This window comes from Blastococcus haudaquaticus, from assembly GCF_900230285.1.
GTDB lineage: Bacteria > Actinomycetota > Actinomycetes > Mycobacteriales > Geodermatophilaceae > Blastococcus_B > Blastococcus_B haudaquaticus.
In genome coordinates, this window is record NZ_OCNK01000007.1 from 118,327 (window position 1) to 144,817 (window position 26,491).

Consider the following 26,491-nt stretch of genomic DNA (forward strand, 5'->3'; position numbering starts at 1 on the left):
CCTGGATCGCCCTGAGATGTGCGCGGCCCGTGCGAGCCGTCGGGGACCGTAGTGGAAGGATGAATCATCATGACGACATCACCTGTGCGCGACCCAGCCGCTCCTTCGCACGGCGGCCGCCCACGCGTCGTCATCATCGGCTCCGGCTTCGGCGGCCTGTTCGCCGCGCAGCGCCTGCGCAAGGCCGACGTCGACATCACGCTGATCGGCAAGACCAGCCACCACCTCTTCCAGCCGCTGCTGTACCAGGTGGCCACCGGGATCCTCTCCGAGGGCGAGATCGCCCCGGCCACCCGTGAGGTGCTGCGCCGCCAGGAGAACGCCCGCGTCGTGCTCGGCGAGGTCATCGACATCGACCTGGCCGCCCGCACGGTCACCTCCACCGTGCTCGGCCGCACCACGGTCCACCCCTACGACGAGCTGATCGTGGCGGCCGGCGCCGGGCAGTCCTACTTCGGCAACGACCGGTTCGCCGAGTTCGCCCCCGGCATGAAGAGCATCGACGACGCGCTCGAGCTGCGCGGCCGCATCTTCGGCGCGTTCGAGCTGGCCGAGCTCGCCGAGACGCAGGAGGAGGTCGACCGGCTGCTGACCTTCGTCATCGTCGGCGCCGGCCCCACCGGCGTGGAGATGGCCGGCCAGATCGCCGAGCTCGCCCACCGCACCCTGCGGCGGGACTTCCGCAACATCGACCCCACCACCGCCCGGGTCGTCCTGCTCGACGCGGCACCGGCCGTGCTCCCCTCCTTCGGCGAGAAGCTCGGCGGCCGCGCCCGCCGTCAGCTCGGCCAGACCGGCGTCGAGGTCCAGCTCGGCGCGATGGTCACCGACGTGGACGCCAACGGCATCGAGATCAAGGACGGCGACGGCCAGGTCCGCCGCATCAACGCGGCCACCAAGATCTGGGCGGCCGGGGTGCAGGCCAGTGGCCTCGGCCGGCTCCTCGGCGAGCAGTCCGGCGCCGAGGTCGACCGCGCCGGGCGCGTCGCCGTGCAGCCCGACCTGACCCTCCCCGGTCACCCCGAGGTGCACGTCGTCGGCGACATGATGGCGCTGGACAAGCTGCCGGGCGTCGCGCAGGTCGCCATCCAGGGTGGGCGCTACGCCGCCGACCAGATCATGCGCCGGATGGCCGGCAAGACGCCCAAGCCGGCGTTCGAGTACCACGACAAGGGCTCGATGGCGACGATCTCCCGCTTCCACGCGGTGGTCGACCTCGGCACGCTGAAGTTCGAGGGCTTCATCGCCTGGCTGATGTGGCTCGCCCTGCACCTCTTCTACATCGTCGGCTTCAAGAGCCGGGTGACGACGGTGCTGCACTGGCTGGTCAGCTTCCTGGGCCGCGGCCGGTCGCAGCGGGTGGCCACCCAGCAGCAGGTCTACGGCCGGCTCGCACTCGAGCACCTCGGCCCGGGCTGGGAGGCCAGCAAGACGGGTGGCCCGAAGACCGCCCCGCCGGCCGACGAGGACATGACGGGCCGCCAGTCCGCCTGAGCCGGATGCGGCGCCGTCCTCCGCGGGGGTGATCCTCGCGGCGGACGTGCGTCGGGGTGGAAACCCTGGGTAGGCGGTCGCCGTGTCGACGTCCCGGGGTCAACGAAGCGCCGCCCGCTCGCAGGGCCCGTTGTGGCGGTGGCCGGCGATCAGCGGCGTGGCCGCCGGCGCGCTGGCCTGGTTGCTCGGCCTCGTGGAGCCGCGCGGCGGCGTCCTGGCGCAGCTGTGGCCCAGCGACACCTCCGCCGCCGGCACGCTGCTCCAGCTGGTCGCCACCGGCGCCGTCACCATCAGCACCCTGACGTTCAGCATCACGATCGTGGCCCTGCAGCTGGCTTCCCAGCAGTTCTCCCCCCGGCTGCTCCGTGACTTCGTGCGGGACCCGGTCACCAAGCGGGTGCTGTCGATCCTCGCCGCAACGTTCGTCTTCGCCGTCACCGGTCTCCGCGGCATCGATTCCGCGGAACCGGTACCGACGCTCGTGTGCCTCGTCGCCGCCCTGCTCGGTCTCGCGTCCTTCGGCGCGCTCCTGGCGTTCATCAGTCACATGGTCCGCATGCTGCGGATCGACACGATGATGACGCGTGTCCACACCGACACCCGACGGGCGATCGAGGAGTTCTACGCGCCCTACGGCGACACGCGGCAGCGGTCACCCGACGAGCTGCACCTCGACGCGTCTGCCGGCGCTCTGGTGACCGCGCTCGACAGCGGCTTCGTCGAGGTGGTCGACGTCGATGCGCTGACCGGCAGCGCCCGCCGGCACGACGCCGTCGTCCGCATCGAGGTGCGCCCCGGCGATCAGGTCACCCACGGCACCCCGATCGCCACGGTCTGGGGACCGGACGACGAAGAGCTCCACGGGGCCGTCCGCGCGGCGGTGGTGCTCAACAACGAGCGCACCATCGACCAGGACGCCGCCTTCGGCTTCCGGCAGCTGGAGGACATCGCCGTGAAGGCGATGTCGCCTGCCATCAACGATCCGACGACCGCCGCGGCAGCCGTCGGGCACATGGGCGACCTGCTGGTCCGGCTGGCCGGTCGGCGACTCGGCGCCACCTTGCACGAGGACGAGGACGGGGTGGGGCGGGCCGTCGTGCCCGACCGCGACCTGCGGTACTACCTCGACCTGTCGTGCGGGCAGCTGGCCCGGTTCGGGAGCCCGGAGCCCACGGTCCTCATGGCGCTCCTCCGGATGCTGCGGGACGTGGCCGTCGCCTGCCGCGACGACGGGCAGCGGGCGGAGGTGGCGCGTGCGGCAGACCTGGTCGCCGGTGAGCTCTCCCCCGACCGGAACACCGTGGACACGGAGGCCGTGCGCGACCACCGTGCTCGGGTCACCGCGGCCCTGGAGGGGCGCATCGTGGAGGCATTCGCCGATCGGGCCGGTGAGACCCGGTCGATGTGAGCGACCAAGGGCGGCGACGGCCGGCTCAGCGGTTCTCCAGCGCCGTGCCCTCCCGGACGATGCGGGCGGCGACCTCGCGCCAGTCGCCGGTGCGCAGCCAGGTCCGCAGCTGCCGCGAGGACGACGTGCCGCGTTCGAAGAGGCTCTCGACCATGTCGACGACGAGGTCCCACTCGTCGTGCTCGGTCAGGTCGTCGCGCAGTTCGGCGAGCAACCGGCGCACCGCCACCCGCGCCGGCACCAGGTTCCGCCGCACCGGGTCGAACAGGCCGCCGTCGAGCCCGTGCCGGGCGGCCCGCCACCGGGCCGCGCGCAGCAGTTCCGGCCGCGGTCGCGGGCACTCCTCGTCCCGTGCGGCACGGGCGGCCAGCACGCGCACCAGCGACCGGGCCAGCGCCGCGTGCAGCACCACGTCGTCGACCTCGGTGCACACGTCGGCCAGCCGGAACTCCAGCGTCGGCAGGTGGCTGGACGGGCGCAGGTCCCAGTAGAGGTGCGACGAGTCGGCGATGACGCCGGACGTGACCAGGCCGGCGACCACCTCGCGGAACCGCTCGGCGCTCCCGAGGTACTCCGGCGGACCGGTGTTCGGCCACCGCGACCACCACACCGTCCGGTAGCTGTGGTGCCCGGTGTCGAAGCCGTCGTGGAACGGCGAGCTGCCCGTCATCGCGAGCAGCACGGACAGGTACGGCCGGGCCCGGTCCATCACCGCGACGGCGGTCTCCAGGTCGGGCACCCCCACGTGCACGTGGCAGCCCACGATGTCCTGCTGCTCGGCCAGGCCCGCCCAGCGGTCGACCATCGCCTGGTAGCGCGGCGCCGGCGTGATGTCCTGCTGCTGCCAGCTGTCGAAGGGGTGCGTGGAGGCGGCGAGGATGCGCACGCCGGCACGCGCCGCGGCCCCGGCCGCCTCGGCCCGGGTGGTCACCAGCTCGGCGCGCAACTGGGACAGGCTGGTGCAGATGCCGGTCGCCGACTCCAGTTGCGTCGTGGTGATCTCCGCGTGCAGGTGCGGGCCGGACTCCCCCTGGAGCACGGCCAGGGCCAGCGCAGGGCTCCGCGTCAGGCGGTAGGTGTCCGGGTCGACGAGGTGGAACTCCTCCTCCACCCCGAACGTGGCGCCGGCCGGCGGCAGCGGCACAGCGTTCGTCCCGCCGGTCTGGTCGACCTCCACGCACGCTCCTGTGCAGCGAGGCGACGCCGTGGTCGCCGGTGCATCCCCGGACGCGGGGCGACTGACGCCCAGCCGTGCCATGACGGTAGAGCTTGCGCCCTTGCCGCGCACACCCCTCCCCCGCCCTGTTCGCCCACGGCATGACCGCTACCGCGGCGGCGACCGGCGGCGTTCACTGGGTGTAAGCCGGTAATCAGGAGGGGTTCGATGGACGCAGCAGCCGGGTCGGAGAGCGAGGGCGCCCTGGACGCCTACTCCCGCATCGTGACCGCGGTGGCCGGCGACCTGACCCCGCACGTCGCCGCGCTGCAGGTCACGGGTCCGGACGGGCGGTCCGGTGCGGGTTCGGCGGTGGTGGTCGACGGCGAGGGGCTGCTGCTGACCAACGCGCACGTCGTCGGGCGGGCGGCGCGGGGAGTGGCGGTGTTCAGCGACGGAAGCGAGAGCGACGTCGACGTCGTCGGGGCCGATCCGCTGTCCGACCTGGCGGTGGTCCGTGCCCGCGGGGACACGCCACCTCCGGCGGCGCTCGGGGATGCCGCCGGCCTGCGGGTGGGCCAGCTCGTGGTGGCCGTCGGCAACCCGCTCGGGTTGAGCGGATCGGTGACGGCGGGGGTGGTGAGCGGACTCGGCCGCTCGCTGCCGACGCGCGACGGCCGGACCGCGCGCGTGGTCGAGGACGTGATCCAGACCGACGCCGCGCTCAACCCCGGCAACAGCGGCGGCGCACTGGCCGATTCGTCCTCCCGCGTGGTCGGCATCAACACCGCCGTCGCCGGGTGGGGGCTCGGACTCGCCGTGCCGATCAACGACACGAGCCGGCGCATCGTCCGTGCGCTGGTCGCCGACGGCCGCGTCCGTCGCGCCTACCTCGGTCTGGTCAGCACCCCCGCACCCCTACCGGCCCCGCTCGCGGAGCGCACCGGACGGCGACGGGGGCTGCGGATCGTCGACGTCGTCCCGGGAGCTCCGGCCGACCGGGCGGGGCTCAAGCCGGGCGACCTCGTGCTGGAGGCCGCACGGCGGCCCGTCGCCGACGCGCAGAGCCTCCAGCGCCTGCTGTTCGCCGAGGCGATCGGCCATCCGCTGCCCATGACGGTGCACCGCCGCGGCGCCATGGTGGACGTGGTCACCCTCCCCGCGGAGCTCACCGGCAGCTGATCGAGGCGCGCCACCCGATGGAGGGCAACCAGTCACGGCACCGGTCGTCGGCCAGGCAGGATGACGACCATGCTGACCGACCGGAGGACGCCGGCGCTCCTCCTGGCGCTCCTGTACGCCGTCAGCGGAGGCCTGTGCCTGCACTCGGCACTGTGGCCCATGCACCCCGAAAGCCCCGTCGGGCTGCTGCGCGCGGTCGCGGCGCTGGGCCTCGTCGGTGGAGCGGCGGTGTGGCTGCTCCGGGATCGGCTCCGCGGCTGGGTCGTGCACGCGGCGGTGGCACTGGCCAGCGTGCTCATCGCCGTGCTCGCCTGGCAGTCGGAGACGGCGGTGGGCGTCGTGGCGCTGGGACCGGCGCTGATCGCCGTGGGCCTCTACGCGGCACACTTCTTCGACCTCACCACGGCACGGGCGCACGCCGCCTTCCTGGTGGTCTCCGCCACGGCCGGGGCCGTCGCCGCACCGCCCGCGCACTTCGCCGTGGCCTGGGTCGTGGTCGTCGTCGCGGTGATCGCGTTCACCGAGGTCCAGGGCCGCCTGGCCCGCTCCCTGCGCACGGCCGCGACGACCGACCCGCTGACCGGTGTGGCCAACCGCCGTGCGTGGGAGGAGGAGGCGGCCCGGCACCTGGCACGGGCGGTCCGGACCGGCGAGCCGCTCACCATCGCGATCATCGACCTCGACGACTTCAAGGAGGTCAACGACCGGCACGGGCACGGAGCCGGTGACGCCCTCCTCCGGGACCTCGCCTCCGGCTGGGCGCGCCGCCTCCGCCAGGCCGATCTGCTGGGGCGCTACGGCGGCGACGAGTTCGTCCTCTGCCTGCCCGCGACCGATGGCGACGGCGCGCAGGAGATCCTGCAGCAGCTGGACGCGACGCACGAGTTCGCCTGGTCGGTCGGGGTGGCGACCATCCAGCGGGGCGACGACCTGGCTGCGGTCCTCGCCCGCGCCGACGCCGCCCTCTACCAGCAGAAGCGCAGCGGCCGGACCGCCTGACCGGAACCGTCCCCCGGGGGCGGCGGCACCCCGGGGGACGAGCTCATCCGGTGCGGCTCTCCCGGTCGTAGTTCTTGCCTAGGAACTCCGGCACCCGCGCCCAGCGGAACGCGAACACCATCACCACCAGCGTCGCGACGTACGGGATGACGAGCAGCACCTGGCTGGGGATGTCGATACCGGACACCTCGGCGCGCAGGGCGACGACGTCCATCGTGGCGAAGAACAGCGCCCCGGCCGCGATGTACTGCGGCCGCCACCCCCCGAAGAAGGTCAGCGCGATCGCCAGCCAGCCGCGGCCACCGACGATGCCCTCGGTGAACGTGCCGGTGTACACCAGCGGCAGGAACGCGCCGGCCACGCCCATGAGGGCGCCGCCGACCGCCGTCGTCCAGAGCCGCGTGCGGACCACCGGGATGCCGAGGCTGTCGGCGGCCTTGGGGTTCTCCCCGACCGACCGCAGGTTGAGACCCGCCCGCGTCCGGTAGAGGAAGAACCACAGCCCGACGGTCACCAGCGCGGCGAAGTACACCAGCACGTTGTGCGAGAACAGTGCCGTCCCGAGCAGCGGGATGTCCTTCAGCAGCGGGATCTCCACCCGGGGCAGCGTGTCCACCAGCGGCGTCGTCGCGGTCTGCCCGATGACGATCCGGTAGAGCAGACCGGCCAGCCCGGTCGCCGCGAAGAACAGCGCGAGCCCGACGACGAACTGGTCGAGGCGCAGCGCCGTCGTCGCCCAGCCCAGCGCGAAGCCGAACAGGGCACCCACCGCCGCCGCCACCAGGATGCCGACCGTGCTGCTGCCCGTCCCGTAGCTGACCAGGAAGCCGACCGAGGCGCCGAGCAGCATGACGCCTTCCTGCGAGACGCTGAAGACGCCGGCCAGCCCCCCGAGCATGGTGCCCAGCGAGGCCAGCAGGTACGGCACCATCGCGACGACGGTGAGCTGGGCGAGGACTGCGAACTCGTTCATGCCACTCTCCTGGCCAGGCGCCCGGCGATCACGTCGGAGAGCAGCAGGAAGATCAGGATCAGCGCCTCGATGATGAGGACCATCTCCGCCGGGACCCCGACGGTGCGCTGCATGGAACTGGCGCCGACCTCGAGGATCGCGATCCCGAAGGCCACCACCGGCACCCAGACGGCGCTGCCCCGGGCGATCAGCCCGATGATGATGCCGAGCAGCAGGAAGTTGGTCTGCATGCCCTCGATGGCCCGGCCGTGCACACCGCTGACCTCGAGCGCGCCGGCCAGGCCACCGAGGGCACCGCCGACGATCAGCGCGATGACCGCGACCCGCTCCACGCGGATGCCGTTGATCGCGGCCGCCCGCGGGTTGGTGCCCGCGGCGCGCAGCTCGAAGCCCGCCGACGTCCGCCGCGTCACCAGGATCGTCGCCAGCGCGACCGCCCCCGCGAGCAGGAGGCCCGCGTGCACGCCCGGCGGACCACCGATCGTCGGCAGCTCCGCCCCCTCGCCGACCCCCTGGGTGGCGGCGACGCCGGCCGCGGGGTCGCTCCACACCTCGGTGGCGGCGTAGTCGAGCACCTGGAAGGAGACGAAGTTCAGCAGCACCGTGCTGAGGATCTCGTTCACGTGGAAGCGCCCCATGAGCAGCGCTGCGATCCCGGCCCACACCACCCCGGCCAGCACGCCGGCGACGATCACCATGGGCAGGAGCACGGCCGACGGCAGGTCGGCGTAGACGATCCCCACGCCGGCCGCCGCCGTCGCACCGACGAGGAGCTGGCCCTCGCCACCGATGTTGAACCGGCCCACGGCCAGCGGGATGGTGAAGCCGAGCGCCAGGAGCGTCAGCGGCACCCACTTGGTGAGCGTCTCGGTGAAGCCGAAACCCGTCTTGAACGACGTGGTGAGGATCGTCCGGAACGCCTCGATCGGGTCGTACCCGAGGGCGGCGATGACGATCCCGGCGACGACGAAGGCCAGCACCAGGGCCAGCACGTAGGGCAGGACGCCGCGGATCACCCGGGCGGCCATGCTCGGCCGGGCCGGCGCCAGGGCGTCCGGCTCGGTCAGGACCGGCGCGCTCATGCGTCCTCCCGGACGCCGGCCATCAGCCGGCCCAGTTCGTAGGCGTCGTAGTCGCCGCGGGCCCGTTCCCCGACGACCTCGCCGGAGTAGAGGACCACCATGCGGTCGGCGAGCAGGCTCAGTTCGTCGAGGTCCTCGGAGATGAGGACGACGGCGCACCCGCGGTCGCGGGCCTCGTGCACCCGGTCGTAGACGAACTGCGCCGACCGCAGGTCCAGGCCCCGGGTGGGGTTCTGCAGGACGAGCACCGTCGGTTCGCGGTCGAACGCGCGGGCCAGCACGAGCCGCTGGATGTTCCCGCCGGAGAGGTTGCCGGCCGGCGCATCGGGGCCCGGTGTCTTGATCGAGTAGGTCTCGATCGTCGTCCGGGCGTGCTCGCGCACCCGCCGCCAGTCGATGAGCCCGCCCCGCCGGTACGCGCTGCTGCGCTGGGCGCCGAGCAGCAGGTTGTCGGTGACCGAGGCGGCTCCGAGGATGCCGTCCCGGTGCCGGTCCTCGGGCACGTACGCGACGCCCGCGGTGAGCCAGTGACGGGTCTGCCGGCCGACCAGGTCGGTGCCGTCGACCCGCACGCTGCCGCTCTGGGCCGGCCGCACGCCCGCGAGCGCCTCGGCCAGCTCGACCTGGCCGTTGCCGGCCACGCCCGCCACGCCGAGCACCTCCCCCGCGCGGACGGCGAGGTCGACCCCGCGGACCGCGGCGACGCCCTGGTCGCTGGGCACCACCAGGTCCGAGACGGTCAGCCGCGCCGGTCCTCCCGCCCGCGCCGGGACGGGTGCGGCCGGCTCCTCCGGGACGACCTCCCCGACCGCCGCCAGCCCGAGCGCGGCGGCCACGTCGGAGGACTGCTCGGCGGCGAGCTCGCCCACCATCAACGAGGCGAGACCCGTGGCGTCGGTCTCCGAGCGGTGCACGGTCGTCAGCCGGCGGCCGTCGCGCATGACCGAGATCCGACCGCAGATGGCCATCACCTCGCGGACCTTGTGCGAGATGAAGACGACGCTGGTGCCTTCCGCCACGATGCCGCGCAGCGAGGCGAAGAGGTCGTCCACCTCCTGCGGCGTGAGGCTGGACGTCGGCTCGTCGAGGATGAGGATCCGCGCGCCCCGGTAGAGGACCTTGAGGATCTCGACCCGCTGGCGGGCACCGACCGACAGCCGGTCGGTGCGGGCACGCGGGTCGACGGCGAGCCCGAACTGGTCGGACAGCTCGGTGATCCGCCGGGCGGCGTCACGCAGCCCGCCCGCGTCCTTCCCCGTCCCGAGCACGACGTTCTCGACCACCGAGTACGTCGACACCTGGAGCAGGTGCTGGTGGACCATGCCGATGCCGTGCTCGATCGCGTCCCGCGGGGAGCGGATGTGCGCCTCGCGCCCGTCCACCCGGATCTCCCCCGAGTCGGGCCGGTAGAGCCCGTAGAGGACGTTCATGAGCGTGGTCTTGCCGGCGCCGTTGCCCCCGACCAGGCCGTGGACCTCCCCGGCGGCGAGTTCGAAGTCGGCCTCCACCAGTGCGTGCACGCTGCCGAAGGACTTGCTGACGCCGGCCATCGTGAGCGGCCGGGCCGGCCCGGGCACGGGGCCCGGGACCGACTCGGAGGAGTGCCCCGTGGTGTGCCCAGCGGTCATTCGACCGGGGTCACGTCGCGCTCGACCTCGATCTCGCCCGAGGCGAGCTGCTCGACGATGCCGTTCACCTCGTCGATGACCGCCTGGTCCACGTTCTGGGGCGTCTGCAGCGAGATGCCCTGCTCGTAGGACATGCCCAGGTAGCCGCCGGTCTCGCCGTCCTCGATCGACGTCAGGATCTCGTCGAGCATCACCGAGAAGTCGTAGAGCACCGAGGTCAGGTAGTGGTCGGCGGACAGGTTCGACTTGTCGGTGTACTTCGCCGTCATGAGCACGCCCGGGGCGGCGTCGCCGACCGCCTCGAAGGCACCCACCGCGCCGAGGTTCAGCGAGGTCAGGACGACGTCGTTGCCGTCGGCCAGCAGCTGGCTGGCGAACTGCTGGGCCTTGGTGGGGTCGTTGAAGTCACCGGTCCAGACCGGGGTGAACGTGGCGTCCGAGCCGCTGTCCTCGAGCGCCTGCTCGACGGCGTGCACCTCGGAGTAGGAGAAGGGAAGGGTCACCCCGCCCAGGTAGGCGATGTTGCCGCTCTCCGACGCCGCCGCAGCGAGCACGCCCAGCGGGTAGAAGGCCAGGTGGAAGTTGCGGTCGAGCACCCAGACGTTCTCGGGGACGTCCGCCGGCTCGGTGTCCTGCTCGGCGATGAACACCACGTCCGGCGCCTCCTCGGCGACCGCCACCGTGGCGTCGTAGAACTGGCTCCCGTGGGTCCAGACGACGTTGTAGCCGTCGGCCACGTACTCGCGCAGCACCCGCTCGGCGTCGGGCACCTGCACGCTCTCGGAGTAGGTGACCTCGGCGCCGTGGTCCTCCTCGGCCGCCTGGAGGGCCTCGAGGCCGAGGAAGGTGTAGTCGGCGTCGGTGGTGGTGCCGGAGAAGACGGCCGCGATGCGGGGCGCATCGCCGCTCCCGGACCCACCACCGCCCCCGCTGTCGCCGCTGTCGCCACCGTCGCTCCCGCAGGCGGTGGCGGTGAGCATGAGCGCGGCCCCGAGGGCGCACGCGGAGATTCGGGGGGATCGCATGAACGGCTCCTCAGGGTCGGCCGGTAGACCCGTGAAGATTTACCTCAGCGCTAAGGTGTGTCCGAAGCATCACGGTCGCACCGCAACGCAATCGAGATGCGGTACCGCCCCGTCCGCAACCTCGGCCGCCTCAGTGGGCAGGGGCTGCGGCGGCGGCGCGCGTGAAGCGCCTGCCCCAGTCGGCCATGAGCTCGCCCAGCTCCGGCGGGGAGACGACCGTGAACTCCGCGCCGACCATCCCCAGGGCGTGCGCCGGCCAGGCGAGGTCCTCGGGCTGCATCCGCACCCGGCACCGGTCCTCCGCCAGGTCCTCCACCGTCGACCACTGCCCGATTCGCCGCCGCACCTCCTCGGCCGGCGCCTCGACCAGCACCTCCACGTCGAAGGTCCGGAACCGCGCGCCGATGCCGCCGCGGACGAACTCGACGGCGTCGTCCCCCGGGAGCGAGCGGGGGGCGAACCGGGCGCCGGTGCTGCGCGGCCCGGTGAGCCGGTCGAGGCGGAAGCTGCGCCAGTCTCCCCGGACGAGGTCGTAGGCGACGAGGTACCAGCGGCGCCCGAGCGCCACCAGGCGGAAGGGCTCCACGAGCCGCTCGCTGCCCTCCCCCGACGCGGCGGTGTACCCGAACTCCAGCCGCTCGGCGTCCCGGCAGGCCTGCGCGACCGTGGTGAGCGCGTGCGGATCGACGCCGGCATCGATCCGCCAGGCACCGGACACCGTGACGGCGCGCAGCGCATCCGCCCTCCGCCGGAGCCGCACGGGCAGCACCTGGACCACCTTGGTCAGCGCGCGGACCGACGCCTCCCCCATCCCGGCGACGGCGGTCTGCGCCGCGGCCTGCAGGCCGACGACCAGCGCGACGGCCTCGTCGTCGTCCAGGACCAGCGGCGGCAGTGACGCTCCGGGAGCCAGCCGGTAGCCGCCGTCGATCCCCGGCTGCGCCTCCACCGGGTACCCGAGTTCGCGCAGGCGCTCGACGTCGCGCCGCAGGGTGCGGACGGAGACGCCGAGCCGGCGCGCGAGCTCGGCCCCCGCCCAGTTCCGGCGGCTCTGCATCAGGGACAGCAGACGCAGCGTGCGGTTCCCGGTGTCGGCCATGGCCGCAGGTTATGTCGCACCGGTGACAGGAAGTGTCACCAATTGCTCCTAGCGTCGAACCCGACCGATCGAGGACGACGAAGGGGCCGGACCGATGACCACCGCCACTACCCTCACCGCCGAGCGCGCCGACCTGCTGGAGACGCTGGCCGCCCATCGGCACTTCCTGCGCCACACGGTCCAGAGGCTCACCGACGAGCAGGCCCGGCAGCGGACGACCGCGAGCGAGCTGACCCTCGGCGGGCTGGTCAAGCACGTGGCCGCTCAGGAGGCGGGCTGGGTCCGCTTCGTCGTCGAGGGACCGGAGGCGATGGCCACCCCCACCGACGAGGCCGGCTTCCAGGCATGGGCCGAGGAGTTCGTCCTGCGGCCCGGGGAGACGCTGGAGGGGGTGCTCACCGAGTACGCGCAGGTCGCGGAGCGCACCGACGAGCTGGTGCGGACGATCCCCGACCTCGACGCCGCCCACCCGCTGCCCAAGGCACCGTGGTTCGAGGCCGGCGCCGTCCGCTCGGCCCGCCGGGTCTTCCTGCACATCGTCGCCGAGACCGCCCAGCACGCCGGACACGCCGACATCCTGCGCGAGTCCCTCGACGGCCAGAAGACGATGGCGTGAGAACCCCGTCCCCCTCACCCCTCGCCCGCTCGGGGCGAGCCTCTGGACGGGGCCGTCAGCCCGGCGTGCTCAGGGTCGAGCAGCGAGGCGGGCGTCGAGCAGTCGGTCGACGGCGGTCTGCGCCGCGTCGACGGCGTGCTCGTTCTCGCCGGACGGACAGCTCCGGAACGCCGTCCGGGCGGCTCCCAGCGCGATGAAGGCGATCGAGATTTCGAGGTCGATCTGGTCGACGCTCGTGACGGTCGGGCTCATGGCGACCTCCTGACGGTCGGAGTTCCTACGGGCGTCACGCTAGACACCAGGTATGACGATTCGGGCACGCCGAAATGACCGGTGAGCGTCGGTCCCGTCCCACCCGTAGCGGAGATCGCGTCCCGTTCCTCGGGACGGCGGACTGTCAGCCCTCGCCGAGGGCGTCGACGTGCGCCACGGCACGGTCGCGCGCCTCGGCTGCCTCAGCGGCCTCCCGCTCGGCGGCGGTGAGCCGGCGCTGGGCGCGCTTGAGCGTCACACCGGCGTCTGCGGCGGCCCGCTCGGCGTCGGCGAGCTGCTCGGCGAGCTCGTCGACGCGCTCCTGCAGCTCGGTGTGCCGGGTCTCCAGCGAGACGACCTCCTGCCGCTGCTCCTCGGCCGCGCCCGCCGCCTCCTCGGCGGTGGCGACGGCGGCCTCGGCTGTCTCCCGGGCGCGGGTCAGCTCGCGCTGCCGCTTCTCCTCCGCGGCCCGGCGGCGCTCCTCCTGCTCGCGCGCCCGGCGGTCGGCGGCCGACTCGCCCGTCTGCTTCCTCGGCGCGGCTGCCTTCGCCGGTTTCTCGGTGCGCTCCGGACGGGGCGGGTGGACCAGCCGGAGATCGGGCTTCGCGACCGTCGTCCCCATGCCGCTGTAGGTCATGGGCGAGGTGAGCCGGCCGGTCAGCAGCGCCCGGCCCGCGTCCGGGTCGCTCATGCCGGCGCGGAGCGTCTCCTCGATCTGGGTGGCGACGGTGGTGCTGACCGGATGGCCGGCGCCGTTCGCGAGCGCCCGTGCCTGGCGGGTGAGCGCGGTCAGGAGCTGGCGGCGCTGGATGTCGAGGGCCTTCAGCTGATCGCCGGCCAGGTTCTCCTGGGCCTCGCGGAGCAGGTCACCCAGCTCGACCAGGCTCTCGATCTCCTCGCGCTGTTCGCGCACCAGCAGGTTGCAGGCCCAGGCGGCCGCCGAGGGCTTCGGCAGGGCGCCGATCTCCTTGGCCAGCCCCTTGAGGCCGTCGGCCTTCGCCTCGTCCTGGCGGGCCTTCCGGAGATCGATGAACTCGTCCGGCGGCACCGCGTAGAGCTCGTCGGCCACCTCGTCCAGGTCCACCGGCGCCTCCTCGACTGCGACGAACTCGTGGTGATCAGCTCGGCGATCACCACGAGTTCGTAGCACTCGCGGTCACGCAGGGCAGCAGACCGCCCCGGCGCGCGGCTGCGCCGCACCGGCGGAGAGGTGCTGGACCAGCGCTCCCCACCGCTCCGCGACGCGGGGGGTGCGGACGTAGGGGCCGCGCCGGGAGGTCTCCCTCCAGAGCGCTCCCTCCGCCAGGAGTTCCGTTCGATGGGCGGCGGACACGACGTCGCTCAGGTAGGCGTGCATTCCCGACTCCTTCAGCAGCAGGACGCGGCGAGACGAGCGTCGGTGTTCGACCCCTCCGGCCGGCAGCAGCTGGCGTCACCGGCGACGGCGGAGAGCTCGGCCGCCGTCTTGCCCTCCAGCTCGGGACGCGCGTCGCCGGTCACCGTGTAGACCTCCCACGGCTCCCCGCCGGGACCGGTCACCCAGACCTTGTCCTGGACGGCGTAGCAACAGGTGGTGTTGTCCTCGATCCGGGTGGCGAGGCCCGCCTCGGCCAGCCGGTTGGTCGATGCCGTGACCTCGTCGGTGGACGGGACCTCGACCCCGAGGTGGTCCATGCGGGTGGCCTCCCCCGGCTCCCCCTCGAGCAGCACGAGCTTGAGCGGCGGTTCGGCGATCGCGAAGTTGGCGTAGCCGGGACGGCGCTTGGCGGGCACCGCGTCGAAGAGGCGCGAGTAGAAGTCGACGGCGGCGTCGAGGTCGGCGACGCGGAGGGCGAGCTGGACGCGGGACATGGGAGCGCCTTTCGGTCAGGACATCGACGGACGTCGATGTCTGAACGCCGAATGAACACCAGACATCGATGCTTGTCAATACGATGTCTGTCGTTATGATGGGCGCCGATGTCCGACGCGAGGAGAACCCCGATGAGCGAGCCCGGCCTGGCCTGCTGCACCCCCCTGACCGGCACGCCGATGTCCGCCGAGCAGGCCGAGCAGGTCGCCCCGCTGCTCAAGGCGCTGGCCGACCCCGTACGCCTGCGGCTGGTCAGCCTCATCGCCGCAAGTGCCGGCGGCGAGGCCTGCGTGTGCGACCTCAACGACGCGTTCGACCTCACCCAGGCCACCATCAGCCACCACCTGAAGGTGCTGCACTCCGCCGGCTTGCTGGACCGGGACAAGCGCGGCGTGTGGGTCTTCTACGCGGTGCGGCCCGAGGCGATGACCGCCGTCGCGACCCTGTTCGACACCACCGGCCGCACCACGCTCGCCCTCACCCCGGCATGAGCGACGCCGTCCGCGAGACCGCCCGCACCGACGTCCCGGCGGACGCCCCGGTCCTGCAGAAGCTGTCGACCCTCGACCGATTCCTGCCCGTCTGGATCGTCGCCGCCATGGCGCTGGGTCTGGCGCTGGGCCGCTGGGTGCCCGGCCTGGACGACGCCCTGGGCGCCGTGGAGGTGGGCAACGTCAGCCTGCCGATCGCGATCGGCCTGCTGCTCATGATGTACCCGGTGCTGGCCAAGGTCCGGTACTCCGAGCTCGACCGGGTCACCGGCGACCGGAAGCTCCTCGGCGCCAGCCTGGTGCTCAACTGGGTGCTCGGCCCCGCGCTGATGTTTGCCCTCGCCTGGCTGCTGCTGCCCGATCTCCCCGAGTACCGGACCGGCCTGATCATCGTCGGCCTGGCCCGGTGCATCGCGATGGTGCTGATCTGGAACGACCTGTCGTGCGGTGACCGCGAGGCCGCCGCGGTGCTGGTCGCGATCAACTCGGTCTTCCAGATCCTGGCCTTCGCCGCGCTGGGCTGGTTCTACCTGCAGGTGCTGCCCGGCTGGCTCGGCCTGTCCACGACGTCGGCGGAGTTCAGCGTCTGGGCCATCGTCGTGAGCGTCCTGGTCTTCCTCGGCATCCCGCTGGTGGCCGGCTTCCTGACCCGCACGCTGGGCGAGCGCCGCAAGGGTCGCGTTTGGTACGAGGAGCGCTTCCTGCCGCGCATCGGCCCGGTGGCGCTCTACGGCCTGCTGTTCACGATCGTCATGCTCTTCGCGCTGCAGGGTGACGCGATCACCTCGCAGCCCTGGGACGTCGCCCGCATCGCGCTGCCCCTGCTGGCCTACTTCGCGCTGATGTTCGGTGGCTCGTTCCTGCTCGGCATGCGGCTGCGGCTGGGCTACGCGAAGACCGCCACCCTGGCGTTCACCGCGGCGGGCAACAACTTCGAGCTGGCCATCGCCGTCGCCATCGGCACCTTCGGTGTCACCAGCGGACAGGCCCTGGCCGGCGTCGTCGGGCCGCTCATCGAGGTGCCCGTGCTGGTCGGCCTCGTCTACGTCTCGCTCTGGGCAGCCCGCCGCTGGTTCCCCGGAGACCCCACCGTCCCCGATGCGACCCGGAGTGCCCGATGATCCCGTCCGTCCTGTTCGTCTGCGTCCACAACGCCGGCCGTTCCCAGATGGCGGCCGGCTGGTTGCGTCACCTGAGCGCGGACGCCGTCGAGGTCCGGTCGGCCGGGTCGATCCCCGGTGACCAGGTCAACCCCGCGGCTGTCGAGGCCATGGCGGAGGTCGGCATCGACATCTCCGACCAGCGACCGAAGGTGCTCACGACCGAGGCCGTCGAGGCCTCCGACGTCGTCATCACCATGGGCTGCGGCGACGCCTGCCCGATCTTCCCCGGCAAGCGCTACCTCGACTGGGAGCTCGAGGACCCGGCCGGCAAGGGCGTCGAGTCGGTCCGGCCCATCCGCGACGAGATTGAACAGCGGATCCGCGGGCTGCTGGCCGAGCTCGAGGTACCGGTCCGCTAGTCGGTCTCGCGCTCCAGCAGGAAGAAGAACGGCGCGGGGAGCCCGCGCATGTCCATCGCGCCGAGGACGACGTCCGGGCCGATCCGGCGGAAGACGTCGATGATCGGCAGCGCGTCGTAGACCATCGCTGCGGTGCTCACCCCGCGGTGGTCGATGGTGCGCAGCCGCGCCTTCGGCTCGTTCGTGTAGAGCAGCGGACGCAGCCGGCCGAACGCCGTCCGGACCGGCCACAGGCGGGCCAGACCGGCGTGGTCGCGCAGCAGGGGCAGCGGGATCCACGCCGGGTCGACCGGCCGTGGCCGGCCCCGCCGGTCGGCGAAGAGCAGCGGGTGCACCGACTCGGCGCCGGTGAACTCCTTGCCGTACCAGCCGTAGGCCTCCAGCAGCCCGTCCAGCCGGGAGCCGGTCGGCAGGCCGCTCCCCCGCCAGCGACCGAGCATGTCCGCCGCCGGCACCGTCGGGAGGCCGTCGAAGAAGGCGAGCGCGTCCTCCGGGGCGACGCCCGACCGGTGCTCGGCCAGCCACCGGGCAGCCGCCTCGTCGCTGAGCTGCGGGATGGTGGTCACGCGACCGGCCGCTCGAAGGTGACGAGCACGCCCTCGACCCCGCCCGGCCCGACCCGGCCCTTCACCTCGACGGCGGTGATGGCCTTGAGCTGCCAGCCGTCCCGAGCCTGATCGTTGAGGACCTTCTCGAGCTTGTCGCCGGACATCTTCCCGCCGAGCATGCCCTCCCGGATCTCCTCGACCTTGTACTCGTACCGCGCTGCCATCGCGTGCTCCGTCCGTCGCCGTCGTCGGTCCTCGCAGGTCCTCGCAGCTCAGACTGCCAATCCCGCGCGGTCCCGTCGAGCCGACCGGCTCAGCCGAGGATCGGCAGCGTGCGCTTCGCCGCCAGCCGGTCCATCCCCGCCTGGATCTCGGCCTCGACCTGGTCGTAGATCTTCTGCACGTAGGCCTCGTCGTCCACGCGTTCGGGATCGTGGTCGACCTCGATGGGGTCGAGCAGCTCCGTGCGGATCTTGGCCGGCAGCGGCACGTGGGCCGGCAGGATCTCGACCGCGATCGGGAACGGGAACCCCGCGATGATGGGCAGGTTCGCTCCGCGGAGGGTGGACTTCAGCCCGGTGACCTTGTCGATCGCGTTGGCCAGCCACTTGCCCTCGGAGACGACGAAGACCGTGTCGTGACCGCCGACGGTGGCCACCGGCAGGATCGGCACGCCGGACCGGATCGCCTGCTTCACGAAGCCGGTGCGCCCGCCGAGGGTGGCGACGTCGCGCTTGCGCCAGCTGCGCATCGCGTCCACCTCGCCCCCCGGCCAGACGACGACGTCCTCGCCCTGGTCCAGCGCCGCCGAGACGCTCTTCCGGTTCGCGGCGATGACGCCCACCGCGCGGAAGTAGTCGCCCAGGCCGGGGGTGGCCATGAGGACGTCGTGGGCGGTGCCGTGCAGCGGACGCTTCCCCTCGAAGTGCACGTGCCAGGCGTTGACCAGCGTCCAGGCATCCATGGTCAGCGCGCCGCCGGAGTGCACCCCGATGACCAGGCAGGTCTCGTCCGGGACGCGCTCCCACCCGTCGACCTCGAGCCGGAAGTAGTACTTGTTGAGCAGGTCGTAGAACGGCTGCTGCAGCTTGAGCAGCGTCTCGTTGAGCGGCTGCGGCTCCATGGCCGCTCCCACCCGCCAGCTGATCAGCCGCTGGATCAGGTTCTGCTCGTTCTGGGCGTCTTCGGCCATGGATCACTCCCTCGTCTCTGAAGGACAACGGCCCGAAGCGCATGAGGTCACGGGGCGTGCGCGACAGGATGCCTGCTCAGCGGCCCGTCGGCACGTCGGGGGCATCCGGGTGCGGACCCTCGGGGCGCTGCTCGAGCCACGTCCGGATCTGTGCGTAGACGCGCGGGTGGTTGAGCAGGTCGAAGTGGTTCAGGCCGCCCAGCCGGAGCACGTGGTCGGCCGGGAACGCCAGGCGGTCGTCGTCCCCGGTGTCGCCGCTGGCGCTGCGCGGCGACACGAGCAGGTCGCCGAGGAGGTCGGCCAGCCGGCCGGCGGGATCCCGGCTCAGCGTGGCCAGGACGACGAAGTGCCGGGCACCGTCGTGCAGCGGCACGCGGGTGTGCGTCGCCGGACCGATGGCGTCGAGGTCCCGATCGGTCCAGTCCGCCTCGACCAGGGTGCCGTGCCGCAGGTCCTTGATGCCCACGCTCCGCAGCGACAGCAGCCGGGCCAGGGGCCGGGTCTCGGGCACCCGCGCGAGCCCTGCTGCGAGCCGGTGGACGCCGCGCTCCAGCGGCGCACCCAGGTGGGGCGAGCCGAGCGTGAGCGTGTCACGGACGAGGTGGGTCCACCCGCGCGCCTCCGGCGTCCCGCCGTGGGCCTGGTGCAGCGCGCTGCGGGCCACCAGTCCGCCCATCGAGTGCCCGACGAGGACGACGTCCTGCACGTCCACCGGCCAGGCGTCGACGAGGTCGGTGAGCAGCGTGTCGAGCGCGCGGCCGTTGTCGGAGATGTGCAGGCCGGTGTTGTAGCGGACGAAGACCGGGGTGAACCCCAGGTCGTCGTGCAGCCGGGTGCCGTAGGTGACGCCGGGCTCCCCGCGGCGCTCGGCCCGGTAGGCCCAGGACGCCTCGCTCTCGGTCAGGCCGTGGAGGAACACGGCGAGCCTGCCGGTGGCGTCCGGGAAGGCGGCCCGCAGCTCCTCCGGCTCCGCCGGCACCGGCCGGCCGGCCACGCGGACGGTGGTGCCGAGGGCCAGCCCCGGCGCCTCCTGCCGGAGGAGGTCCCCGTGCGCGCCGTTGAGGACGGCCAGCGTGCGCCGCCCCGCCGCTCCGTCGTCCACGGCCGTGCCGCTGGCGCGGAGCGCCGCGAGGGCTCCGACCGCGCGGGCGCCACCGCCCAGGGCCAGGCCCACGAGGCCGTAGGTCAGGCCGGACACCGCGTCGTGCACGACCTGCACCGGGCGTCCGGCCGGACCGACGGCCCGGAACGTGCGGTCGGCGATCCCCTGGTGCACCTCGTGGATCCGGGTGGTCCCGCCGCGCAGCGTCAGCCGGGCCAGCTGGGAGAAGCCGGTCACCTCGTCCGCGCGCATCGGTTCCTCCAGGGTTGCGGTCGCGGAGCCCCATCCTTCCCGCGTGGGCGGCGGACCCCCCGGCGGCCGACGGGCCGTCGGCGCCGCCGGGCCCGTGTGGTCCAGAGGGCGGCCAGGCCGAGGGCGAGGCCCGGGCCGACGGCTCCGGCGACGGGCAGCGCAGCAGCGGCAGGCCGGCCGGGGACGTCCCACGACGTCGTCGTCCCGTCGGCCCCGATCCGCCGGATCACGCCCCGATCGACCGTCAGCCGCGCCGGAGAGCGTCCGGCGACGTCTTCGTGCATGTCGCCCGCCAGGAGGACGAGCCGCGGTGCGGGCCCGTCCAGCGCCCTCCTCACGCGGTGCGGGGGGCCGCCCACAGGTCGATCCCGGTGTCGACGGCGTGCTCGTCGATGGCCCAGAGCTCGTCGTCGTCGAAGCTCAGGTTGTCCAACGCGGCGACGTTCTGCTCCAGCTGACCGACGCTGCTTGCACCGATCAGGACCGTCGTCATGCGCGGGTCACGCAGCGCCCAGGCCAGCGCCATCTGCGCCAGGCTCTGGCCCCGGTTCTTCGCGATCTCGTTCAGCGTCCGGATGTGGCCGAGCGCCTCGTCGGTGAGCAGCTCGGTCGACAGCGACTTGCCCTGGCTGGCCCGCGAGCCCTCCGGGACGCCGTCCAGGTACTTGGTCGTGAGCATGCCCTGGGCGAGCGGGGAGAACGCGATGCAGCCGGCGCCCACCTGCTCGAGGGTGTCCAGGAGGTTCTCGTTCTCGACCCAGCGGTTGAGCATCGAGTAGGACGGCTGGTGGATGAGCAGCGGGGTGCCGAGGTCGGCCAGGATCGCCGCAGCCTTCGCGGTGTCCTGCGGCGAGTAGGAGGAGATGCCGGCGTAGAGGGCCTTGCCCGAGCGGACGGCGGTGTCGAGCGCGCCCATCGTCTCCTCGAGCGGCGTGGTCGGGTCGGGCCGGTGGCTGTAGAAGATGTCGACGTAGTCCAGGCCCATGCGGCGCAGCGACTGGTCGAGGCTGGCGAGCACGTACTTGCGTCCGCCGCCGCCCTGGCCGTAGGGGCCGGGCCACATGTCGTAGCCGGCCTTGGTGGAGATGACCAGCTCGTCGCGGTAGGGGCGGAAGTCGTCGGCGAGGTGGCGGCCGAAGTTGGTCTCCGCCGAGCCGTAGGGAGGTCCGTAGTTGTTGGCCAGGTCGAAGTGGCTGACGCCCAGGTCGAAGGCGCGGCGCAGGATCGCCCGCTGCCGGTCGAAGGGCATGTCGTCGCCGAAGTTGTGCCAGAGGCCGAGGCTGATCGCCGGCAGGTCCAGACCGCTCCTGCCGGTGCGGCGGTAGGTCATCGAGTCGTAGCGGTCGTCGGCTGCGCGGTAGGCCATGACCCCATCGTCCCTGGTCGCGCGCCCGAGGCGATATCTGTACCTAGGGGTAACCCCATCCAGGGACGCTCGTTGGAACAGCGCACACGCCGACCCAGGAGTTCTGCGATGCGCCGTCCCTTCGCCCGTGCCGTGCTGAGCCCCACCCTCGCCCTGGCTCTGGCTCTGGCCCTGGCCCTCGCCCTCGCCGTCGTCGTCGCCGGGAGCACCGGCGCCGTCGCCGCTCCGGATGACCCGACCCCGGGCTCGCCGGAGTACGTCGCCCGCGACGTGCAGAACATCGCCGAGGCCTACGGCCGGCAGACGGCGCCCGACGGTCAGCTGTCCCCCGCCTACGGGGTGGCGGCGCTGGCACACATGAACCCGCTGTTCGCCGCCGACCTCCTGGCCCAGGCGGCCCGCCCCAACCGCCCGGCGCTGACGCCGGGCCAGGCGGTGCCGGGCTGGAACAGCGGCAACCCCTACCGCGCCGGCTGGGACGGCACGCGCGGCGTGATCACGCCCGTCTCCTTCACGAACCGGTACGGCGCGCTGCTGCAGGGCGACGTCTTCTCCCCGCTGCCGGGCGCGACCGACCCCTACACCGGCGGGGTGCTGGAGGGCCCGTTCCCCGGCGTCGTCCTCACGACCGGCTCGGTGCAGGGCAGCGAGCGGATGTACTGGTGGCTCGCGCAGGACCTCGCCGAGCGCGGCTACGTCGTCCTGACCTACGACGTCCAGGGTCAGGGGCGCAGCGAGACGTTCCCGCACCAGGCGCCGGTGGAGGACCTGCCCTACTGCTCGTTCGGTGCGGCGCCGGCCGCCGGCGAGCAGACCGGCTGCCCCGGCGTGCCGTTCCAGCAGACGTCGAACTTCGTCTACGGCACGCAGGACGCCATCGACTTCTTCCTCTCCACCCCGGAGCAGCCGTACGCCAACCCGGCCGCCGGCGGTGCGCAGGTCGACGCCTTCAACCCCCTGTGGGAGAGCTTCGACCGCTCCCCCGACCCGGACACGGTCACCCCGGGCCGCACGACCCGGCTGGCCGTCGTCGGGCACTCGCTCGGCGCCATCGCCGTCTCCTACCTCCAGGGCGTCGACGACCGGATCCAGGCGGTGGTCGCGCTCGACAAGCTCTCCACGACGGCCGCGATCCGGGACGGCGAGGAGTTCGACGCCCTCGGCGACTCGCAGCCCGTCGTCCCGGCGCTCGGGCTGCAGTCGGAGTACGGCTTCACCGTGGCGCCGTACTTCGCGAACTCCGGGCTGTTCGACGCCTCCGCCGCCGGATCGCCCACGGAGGCCCCCGATCCGCGCCGCGAGCTGACGACCGGCTTCGACGGGTGGACGGCGGCCGGCGTCGACTCGATGGTGATCGTGCCGCGCGCATCGACGCACCTGGAGTACACCGACATCCCCTACGTGCTGCCGGCCTCCCGGTGGGGGCAGGCGCTGTCGAGCGTCTACACGCAGGCGTGGCTGGCGAAGTACCTGCAGCACGACCCGGCGGCCGACGAGGTGCTGCTGGCCGAGTCGTTCCGCTACCTCGAGCCCGACGCGACGGGCACCTGGCGGCCGGTGACCCTGGACCGGGCCGAGCGACTGTCCTTCTACTTCTGCTCCGGCTACGACATCGCGACGGCGTCCGGCCGGGCACAGGACGACGACATCGCCGACGTCGGCTGCTGACGGCTCTACGCTGGGGGTTGTCGCCTATACCCCAGGGAGAGCCTGATGCTCCGTCTGCTCGGACTGCTGCTCGTGATCTGGCTGGTGATCACCGTCGTCGGCGCCGTGGTCAAGGGACTGTTCTGGCTCGCCGTCGTCGGAGCGCTGTTCTTCGTGGCGACGGCGGCGATCGGCTGGACCAAGCGCGACGACAAGGCCCTGCCGCGCGGGCGGTGACGACGGGCGGTCAGTCGCCGTCGGCGTCGCCGGACATGCCGTCGCCGTACGGCACGACCCCGCCGGACCAGTCGCTGCCCGGCTGAGGTGGTTCGGACTGCTCCTCGACCTGCGCCTCCACCGGCACGCGCGCGCTCGACTCGAGCTCGTCGACCGGGATGGAGTACCGCTGTTCCGCCATGGCCGCAGCGTCGCCCAGCGAGGAGCGGTTGTCCAGACCCGGCGTCCGACGGGTCCCTAGGCTGTCCGGCCGTGACGACCACCGGGACGATCCGATCCGCGACCGGCTACCTGCGGTCCTGGGTGGAGGCCCAGGCGGCGCACCGCCGGGTCCCCGGCGTGCAGGTGGCCATCCGCTCGGGCGACGAGCTGGTGCTGTCGGCTGCCGTGGGCGTGGCCGACGCGACCACCGGCGCGCCGCTGAGCACCGGGCACCTGTTCCGGATCGCCTCCCACTCGAAGACCTTCACGGCGACGGCGGTGCTGCGGCTCGTCGAGGCGGGCCACATGCGGCTGGACGATCCCATCGGGCAGTTCGTGCCGGAACTCGAGGACGGCGGTTCGCCGATCGCCCGGGTGACGGTCCGGGAGCTGCTGGGCCACCAGTCCGGCGTCATCCGGGACGGGCAGGACGGCGACTTCTGGCAGCTCGGCCGGCCGTTCCCCGACCGGTCCGGCGTCGTCGCGGAGGTGCTGCGGGCCGGGGCGGTGCACCGGCGCAACGAGCACTTCAAGTACTCCAACGTCGGCTATGCACTCCTCGGCCTGGCGATCGAGTCGGTCACCGGCTCCACGTACGCCGAGCACCTGCAGGCGTCGGTGCTGGAACCCCTCGGACTGACCCGCACCGGCGCGGAGTACGACCCCGCACGCGCGGAGGAGTACGCCGCCGGGCACACCGGCCTGCTGCTGGGCGAGGACACCCGGCAGACGATCGAGCACGTGGACACCCGGGCGATGGCCGCGGCCACGGGGTTCTGGTCCACGGCGGAGGACCTCACCGCCTACGGCGCCGCGCACTACCTCGGGGACGAGCGACTGCTCAGCGACGACTCGAAGCGGATCATGCAGCGGCTCGAGTCGATCGTGACCGCCTACGGCACCGAGGTGGGCCGTTACGGCGTGGGCATGGCGTTGCAGACCGTGGGCGAGAGGCAGCTGGTCGGGCACAGCGGCGGCTACCCGGGGCACATCACGCTGACGCTGATCGACCCGGTGGACCGGCTGGTCGTGAGCGTGCTGACGAACGCGATGGACGGGCCGGCGGAGGACCTCGCCGTCGGGCTGGTCAAGGTGATCGACGTGGCCCTGACGCCGCGGACGGAGGTGCCCCCACCGCCTGCGGGCGCTCCTCCCCTGGCCTCCTTCACCGGCCGGTTCGCGTCGCTCTGGGGCGTGCTGGACGTCGCCGAGCTCGGTGGGCGGCTCGTCCTGATCCGCCCGACGCTCACGGACCCCCTGCCCGGTGTCGAGGAGCTGGAGGTGGTGGACGCCTCGACGCTGCGAGTCGCGGCCCAGCCGAGCTTCGGCCCAGCCGGTGAACTGGTCCCGGTGCAGCGGGATGCCGACGGACGCGTGGTGTCCCTGCGCTTCGGCGGCGTGACCAGCCGGCCGGTCGACGAGTTCCGCCGTCTGCGCTCCGGCATGACGCACCTCGCCTGACCGGGTGGGAGCGTCACCGGGTCTGTCCCTCGCGTTCCCGGTGCACCGCGACCCCGGCGATCACCAGGAGCACCCCGGCGACCTCGACGGGCAGCGGGACCTGTGTCAGGACGACGATGCCGATCACCGTCGCGGTCGCCGGGAGGAGCGCCACCATGAGCGCATAGGTCGGGCGTGCCAGCCGCGCCATCGCGAGCTGGTCGCAGACGTAGGGGACGACCGAGGACGTGAGGCCGATCCCGAATCCGGCCATCAGGACCAGCGGGTCGGTGAAGGCCACGGCGGCGTCCGGCACACCGATGGGCAGGGCGACGGCGCAGGCGATCAGCATGGCCAGGGCGAGGCCGTCGATCCCACGCAGCGCGTCGCTCTGCGCCACGCGGTGCGCCAGGACGACGTAGAGGGCGAAGAGCAGGGCATTCGCGGCGGCGAAGGCGAGCCCCAGCAGCTCGGCGACGAGGCGGACGTCGGTGAGCAGGTACACCCCGGTGACGGCGAGGCCGAGGGCCGCGATGTTGCGCGGCGTGCGGGCAGCGAAGGCGGCCAGGGCGACGACGGGCAGGAACTCGATCGCTGCGACGGTACTCAGCGGCAGTCGATCGATCGCGAGGTAGAAGCAGGCGTTCATGGCCGCGAGAACGGCGCCCCACCCCACGAGGAGGGCGCGCGTGGACCTGTCCACCTGCCGCCACGCACGCCAGGGACGCAGCCACAGCGCGAAGACCAGCGCAGCCGAGCCGATGCGCAGCCAGGCGACCCCCACTGCGTCGACGCGGGCGAACAGCAGGACCGCGAGAGCCGGCCCCAGGTAGTGGAAGACCGCGCTGACCACGAAGTACAGGTGCGGCGGAACGCGGTCCGCTCGGCCGGACCGGCTGAGGGGGCCAGTTCCTGCCCCCTGCACCGGTCGCGCGTGGTCCTTCTCCATCGCACCATGGTCGAAGGACCGGACGCCCGGAACCATGGCGATGTGAAGGCGAGGCGAAGGTCATGGCTGCCTCCAGGTCACCCCGCCCTCCCGCTGGCCTGCCGGATGGAAAGTCGCTGCTGGACGACGTCAACCGCCGCCTGCTCGCGGTCCTCTCCGAGGAACCGCGGATGTCCACTGCGGAGCTCGCTCGACGGCTGGGCATGTCCGGTCCGGCGGTGCGCGAGCGCCTCACCCGGCTGGAAGAGGCCGGCGTGATCCGGGGCTACCGTCTCGACGTCGATCCGGCCGCGCTCGGGCTACCCGTCACGGCCTGGGTGCGGATCCGCCCCGGACCGGGGCAGCTCACCAAGATCGCCGAGCTGGCCACGGGGCTCCCGGAGGTCAGCGAGTGCCATCGCATCTCCGGCGAGGACTGCTTCCTGCTCAAGGTGCACGTGTCGACCATCGCGGCCCTAGAAGAGGTGCTGGACCGCTTCCTCCTGCACGGGCAGACCACCAGCTCGTTCGTCGTCTCGACCCCGGTCCCCGCTCGGCCGCCGGGTCTGCCCTTCTCGACCTGACCCCGTGGCGGAACTCCTCCGCCGGCGCACCGAGGTCCCCCGGGCCTCACGCCGCGACCCGCCGGGACCGCGATCTCCAGGCCTGCTCCTGCGGGGAACCCCGGGGCACTGAGCGGCGGCCACACACGTGATCGGCCCCGAGACCGGCGACACCTGTTCGGTCGAGACCCATGACGAAGCCGCGGATGCCAGTGGCGCTCCGGCAAACGGCCGCA

29 protein-coding genes are annotated in these 26,491 nt (G+C 72.8%); 12 read left to right on the top strand and 17 right to left on the bottom strand.

Annotated elements, in window-relative coordinates; all coding sequences use genetic code 11:
- Positions 1–69 precede the first annotated feature (69 nt).
- Positions 70–1,494, top strand: coding sequence for an NAD(P)/FAD-dependent oxidoreductase (locus CRP30_RS20960; RefSeq protein ID WP_097185969.1), 1,425 nt, complete (start codon positions 70–72; stop codon positions 1,492–1,494).
- Positions 1,495–1,576: 82 nt separating this feature from the next.
- Positions 1,577–2,902 carry a DUF2254 domain-containing protein gene (locus CRP30_RS20965; RefSeq protein ID WP_097185970.1) on the top strand — a complete coding sequence of 442 codons (1,326 nt, stop codon included), beginning with the start codon at positions 1,577–1,579 and terminating at the stop codon, positions 2,900–2,902.
- A gap of 25 nt (positions 2,903–2,927) precedes the next feature.
- On the opposite strand, the gene CRP30_RS20970 is transcribed toward CRP30_RS20965, so the two are convergent.
- On the bottom strand, positions 2,928–4,079 hold the full coding sequence (locus tag CRP30_RS20970; protein ID WP_159961840.1) for a carboxylate-amine ligase: 1,152 nt from the start codon (positions 4,077–4,079) through the stop codon (positions 2,928–2,930).
- 207 nt (positions 4,080–4,286) lie between these two features.
- On the opposite strand from CRP30_RS20970, the gene CRP30_RS20975 reads away from it, so the two are divergent.
- Positions 4,287–5,240 (top strand): S1C family serine protease, encoded by a 954-nt coding sequence (locus tag CRP30_RS20975; RefSeq protein WP_097185972.1) that lies wholly within the window; start codon positions 4,287–4,289, stop codon positions 5,238–5,240.
- A gap of 69 nt (positions 5,241–5,309) precedes the next feature.
- Positions 5,310–6,239 carry a GGDEF domain-containing protein gene (locus CRP30_RS20980; RefSeq protein WP_159961842.1) on the top strand — a complete coding sequence of 310 codons (930 nt, stop codon included), beginning with the start codon at positions 5,310–5,312 and terminating at the stop codon, positions 6,237–6,239.
- 43 nt (positions 6,240–6,282) lie between these two features.
- Here CRP30_RS20980 and CRP30_RS20985 read toward each other — a convergent pair whose 3' ends face one another.
- The 5 genes from CRP30_RS20985 to CRP30_RS21005 form a co-directional block, all read right to left on the bottom strand.
- The gene (locus tag CRP30_RS20985; RefSeq protein WP_097185974.1) at positions 6,283–7,212 is read right to left on the bottom strand and encodes an ABC transporter permease; all 930 of its coding nucleotides are present in this window, start codon (positions 7,210–7,212) and stop codon (positions 6,283–6,285) included.
- Positions 7,209–8,294, bottom strand: coding sequence for an ABC transporter permease (locus CRP30_RS20990; RefSeq protein WP_097185975.1), 1,086 nt, complete (start codon positions 8,292–8,294; stop codon positions 7,209–7,211). Before CRP30_RS20990 ends, CRP30_RS20985 begins: the two co-directional genes overlap by 4 nt.
- Complete coding sequence (locus CRP30_RS20995; protein ID WP_097185976.1) at positions 8,291–9,922, bottom strand: ABC transporter ATP-binding protein; 1,632 nt, start codon at positions 9,920–9,922, stop codon at positions 8,291–8,293. Before CRP30_RS20995 ends, CRP30_RS20990 begins: the two co-directional genes overlap by 4 nt.
- A complete protein-coding gene (locus CRP30_RS21000; protein ID WP_097185977.1) occupies positions 9,919–10,947 on the bottom strand; it encodes a BMP family protein in 1,029 nt (342 codons plus the stop codon). The genes CRP30_RS20995 and CRP30_RS21000 overlap by 4 nt, the downstream gene beginning before the upstream one ends.
- Before the next feature lie 130 nt (positions 10,948–11,077).
- Positions 11,078–12,046, bottom strand: coding sequence for a helix-turn-helix transcriptional regulator (locus tag CRP30_RS21005; protein WP_097185978.1), 969 nt, complete (start codon positions 12,044–12,046; stop codon positions 11,078–11,080).
- A gap of 94 nt (positions 12,047–12,140) precedes the next feature.
- Here CRP30_RS21005 and CRP30_RS21010 point away from each other — a divergent pair, with 94 nt between their 5' ends.
- Positions 12,141–12,662 (top strand): DinB family protein, encoded by a 522-nt coding sequence (locus CRP30_RS21010; protein ID WP_097185979.1) that lies wholly within the window; start codon positions 12,141–12,143, stop codon positions 12,660–12,662.
- Between the two features lie 69 nt (positions 12,663–12,731).
- Here CRP30_RS21010 and CRP30_RS21015 read toward each other — a convergent pair whose 3' ends face one another.
- The 4 genes from CRP30_RS21015 to CRP30_RS21035 form a co-directional block, all read right to left on the bottom strand.
- Positions 12,732–12,914, bottom strand: a complete 183-nt coding sequence (locus CRP30_RS21015) for a hypothetical protein (protein WP_097185980.1) — start codon at positions 12,912–12,914, stop codon at positions 12,732–12,734.
- Between the two features lie 145 nt (positions 12,915–13,059).
- The gene (locus tag CRP30_RS21020) at positions 13,060–13,998 is read right to left on the bottom strand and encodes a hypothetical protein (protein ID WP_097185981.1); all 939 of its coding nucleotides are present in this window, start codon (positions 13,996–13,998) and stop codon (positions 13,060–13,062) included.
- A gap of 72 nt (positions 13,999–14,070) precedes the next feature.
- Entirely contained in the window at positions 14,071–14,271 is a 201-nt protein-coding gene (locus CRP30_RS21030; protein ID WP_097185982.1) for a hypothetical protein, read from the bottom strand.
- Between the two features lie 11 nt (positions 14,272–14,282).
- Positions 14,283–14,765, bottom strand: a complete 483-nt coding sequence (locus CRP30_RS21035) for an ArsI/CadI family heavy metal resistance metalloenzyme (RefSeq protein ID WP_097185983.1) — start codon at positions 14,763–14,765, stop codon at positions 14,283–14,285.
- A gap of 132 nt (positions 14,766–14,897) precedes the next feature.
- Here CRP30_RS21035 and CRP30_RS21040 point away from each other — a divergent pair, with 132 nt between their 5' ends.
- The 3 genes from CRP30_RS21040 to CRP30_RS21050 are packed head-to-tail and all read left to right on the top strand — an operon-like array spanning position 14,898 to position 16,779.
- Positions 14,898–15,257: an ArsR/SmtB family transcription factor gene (locus tag CRP30_RS21040; RefSeq protein ID WP_097185984.1), complete on the top strand. Its 360-nt coding sequence runs from the start codon at positions 14,898–14,900 to the stop codon at positions 15,255–15,257.
- The gene (gene arsB, locus CRP30_RS21045) at positions 15,254–16,378 is read left to right on the top strand and encodes an ACR3 family arsenite efflux transporter (protein WP_097185985.1); all 1,125 of its coding nucleotides are present in this window, start codon (positions 15,254–15,256) and stop codon (positions 16,376–16,378) included. Before CRP30_RS21040 ends, arsB begins: the two co-directional genes overlap by 4 nt.
- A complete protein-coding gene (locus CRP30_RS21050; protein WP_097185986.1) occupies positions 16,375–16,779 on the top strand; it encodes an arsenate reductase ArsC in 405 nt (134 codons plus the stop codon). Before arsB ends, CRP30_RS21050 begins: the two co-directional genes overlap by 4 nt.
- Here the strand turns inward: CRP30_RS21050 and CRP30_RS21055 are convergent.
- From CRP30_RS21055 to mgrA, 5 genes are all read right to left on the bottom strand, one after another.
- On the bottom strand, positions 16,776–17,345 hold the full coding sequence (locus tag CRP30_RS21055; RefSeq protein ID WP_097185987.1) for a DUF4334 domain-containing protein: 570 nt from the start codon (positions 17,343–17,345) through the stop codon (positions 16,776–16,778). The two genes, CRP30_RS21050 and CRP30_RS21055, sit on opposite strands and share 4 nt — an antisense overlap.
- Positions 17,342–17,551, bottom strand: coding sequence for a DUF4177 domain-containing protein (locus tag CRP30_RS21060; protein WP_097185988.1), 210 nt, complete (start codon positions 17,549–17,551; stop codon positions 17,342–17,344). The genes CRP30_RS21055 and CRP30_RS21060 overlap by 4 nt, the downstream gene beginning before the upstream one ends.
- Positions 17,552–17,640: 89 nt before the next feature.
- On the bottom strand, positions 17,641–18,519 hold the full coding sequence (locus CRP30_RS21065; RefSeq protein ID WP_200814888.1) for a lysophospholipid acyltransferase family protein: 879 nt from the start codon (positions 18,517–18,519) through the stop codon (positions 17,641–17,643).
- Between the two features lie 76 nt (positions 18,520–18,595).
- Positions 18,596–19,873 carry a lipase family alpha/beta hydrolase gene (locus tag CRP30_RS21070; protein ID WP_097185989.1) on the bottom strand — a complete coding sequence of 426 codons (1,278 nt, stop codon included), beginning with the start codon at positions 19,871–19,873 and terminating at the stop codon, positions 18,596–18,598.
- A 334-nt stretch (positions 19,874–20,207) separates the two neighbouring features.
- Positions 20,208–21,239, bottom strand: a complete 1,032-nt coding sequence (gene mgrA / locus CRP30_RS21075; protein WP_097185990.1) for an L-glyceraldehyde 3-phosphate reductase — start codon at positions 21,237–21,239, stop codon at positions 20,208–20,210.
- Positions 21,240–21,347: 108 nt separating this feature from the next.
- On the opposite strand from mgrA, the gene CRP30_RS21080 reads away from it, so the two are divergent.
- Both CRP30_RS21080 and CRP30_RS22605 read left to right on the top strand, forming a co-directional pair.
- Positions 21,348–22,907, top strand: coding sequence for an alpha/beta hydrolase family protein (locus CRP30_RS21080; protein WP_200814889.1), 1,560 nt, complete (start codon positions 21,348–21,350; stop codon positions 22,905–22,907).
- A gap of 45 nt (positions 22,908–22,952) precedes the next feature.
- Entirely contained in the window at positions 22,953–23,123 is a 171-nt protein-coding gene (locus tag CRP30_RS22605) for a hypothetical protein (protein WP_159961844.1), read from the top strand.
- 10 nt (positions 23,124–23,133) lie between these two features.
- Here CRP30_RS22605 and CRP30_RS22610 read toward each other — a convergent pair whose 3' ends face one another.
- Positions 23,134–23,304 (bottom strand): hypothetical protein, encoded by a 171-nt coding sequence (locus CRP30_RS22610; protein WP_159961846.1) that lies wholly within the window; start codon positions 23,302–23,304, stop codon positions 23,134–23,136.
- A gap of 71 nt (positions 23,305–23,375) precedes the next feature.
- Between CRP30_RS22610 and CRP30_RS21085 the strand changes: the two genes are divergently transcribed.
- The gene (locus tag CRP30_RS21085; protein ID WP_097185991.1) at positions 23,376–24,785 is read left to right on the top strand and encodes a serine hydrolase domain-containing protein; all 1,410 of its coding nucleotides are present in this window, start codon (positions 23,376–23,378) and stop codon (positions 24,783–24,785) included.
- A 13-nt stretch (positions 24,786–24,798) separates the two neighbouring features.
- Here the strand turns inward: CRP30_RS21085 and CRP30_RS21090 are convergent, their stop codons facing one another.
- Positions 24,799–25,713, bottom strand: coding sequence for an EamA family transporter (locus CRP30_RS21090; protein WP_200814890.1), 915 nt, complete (start codon positions 25,711–25,713; stop codon positions 24,799–24,801).
- A gap of 62 nt (positions 25,714–25,775) precedes the next feature.
- On the opposite strand from CRP30_RS21090, the gene CRP30_RS21095 reads away from it, so the two are divergent.
- Positions 25,776–26,276, top strand: a complete 501-nt coding sequence (locus CRP30_RS21095) for an Lrp/AsnC family transcriptional regulator (protein WP_097185992.1) — start codon at positions 25,776–25,778, stop codon at positions 26,274–26,276.
- Positions 26,277–26,491: the final 215 nt, after the last annotated feature.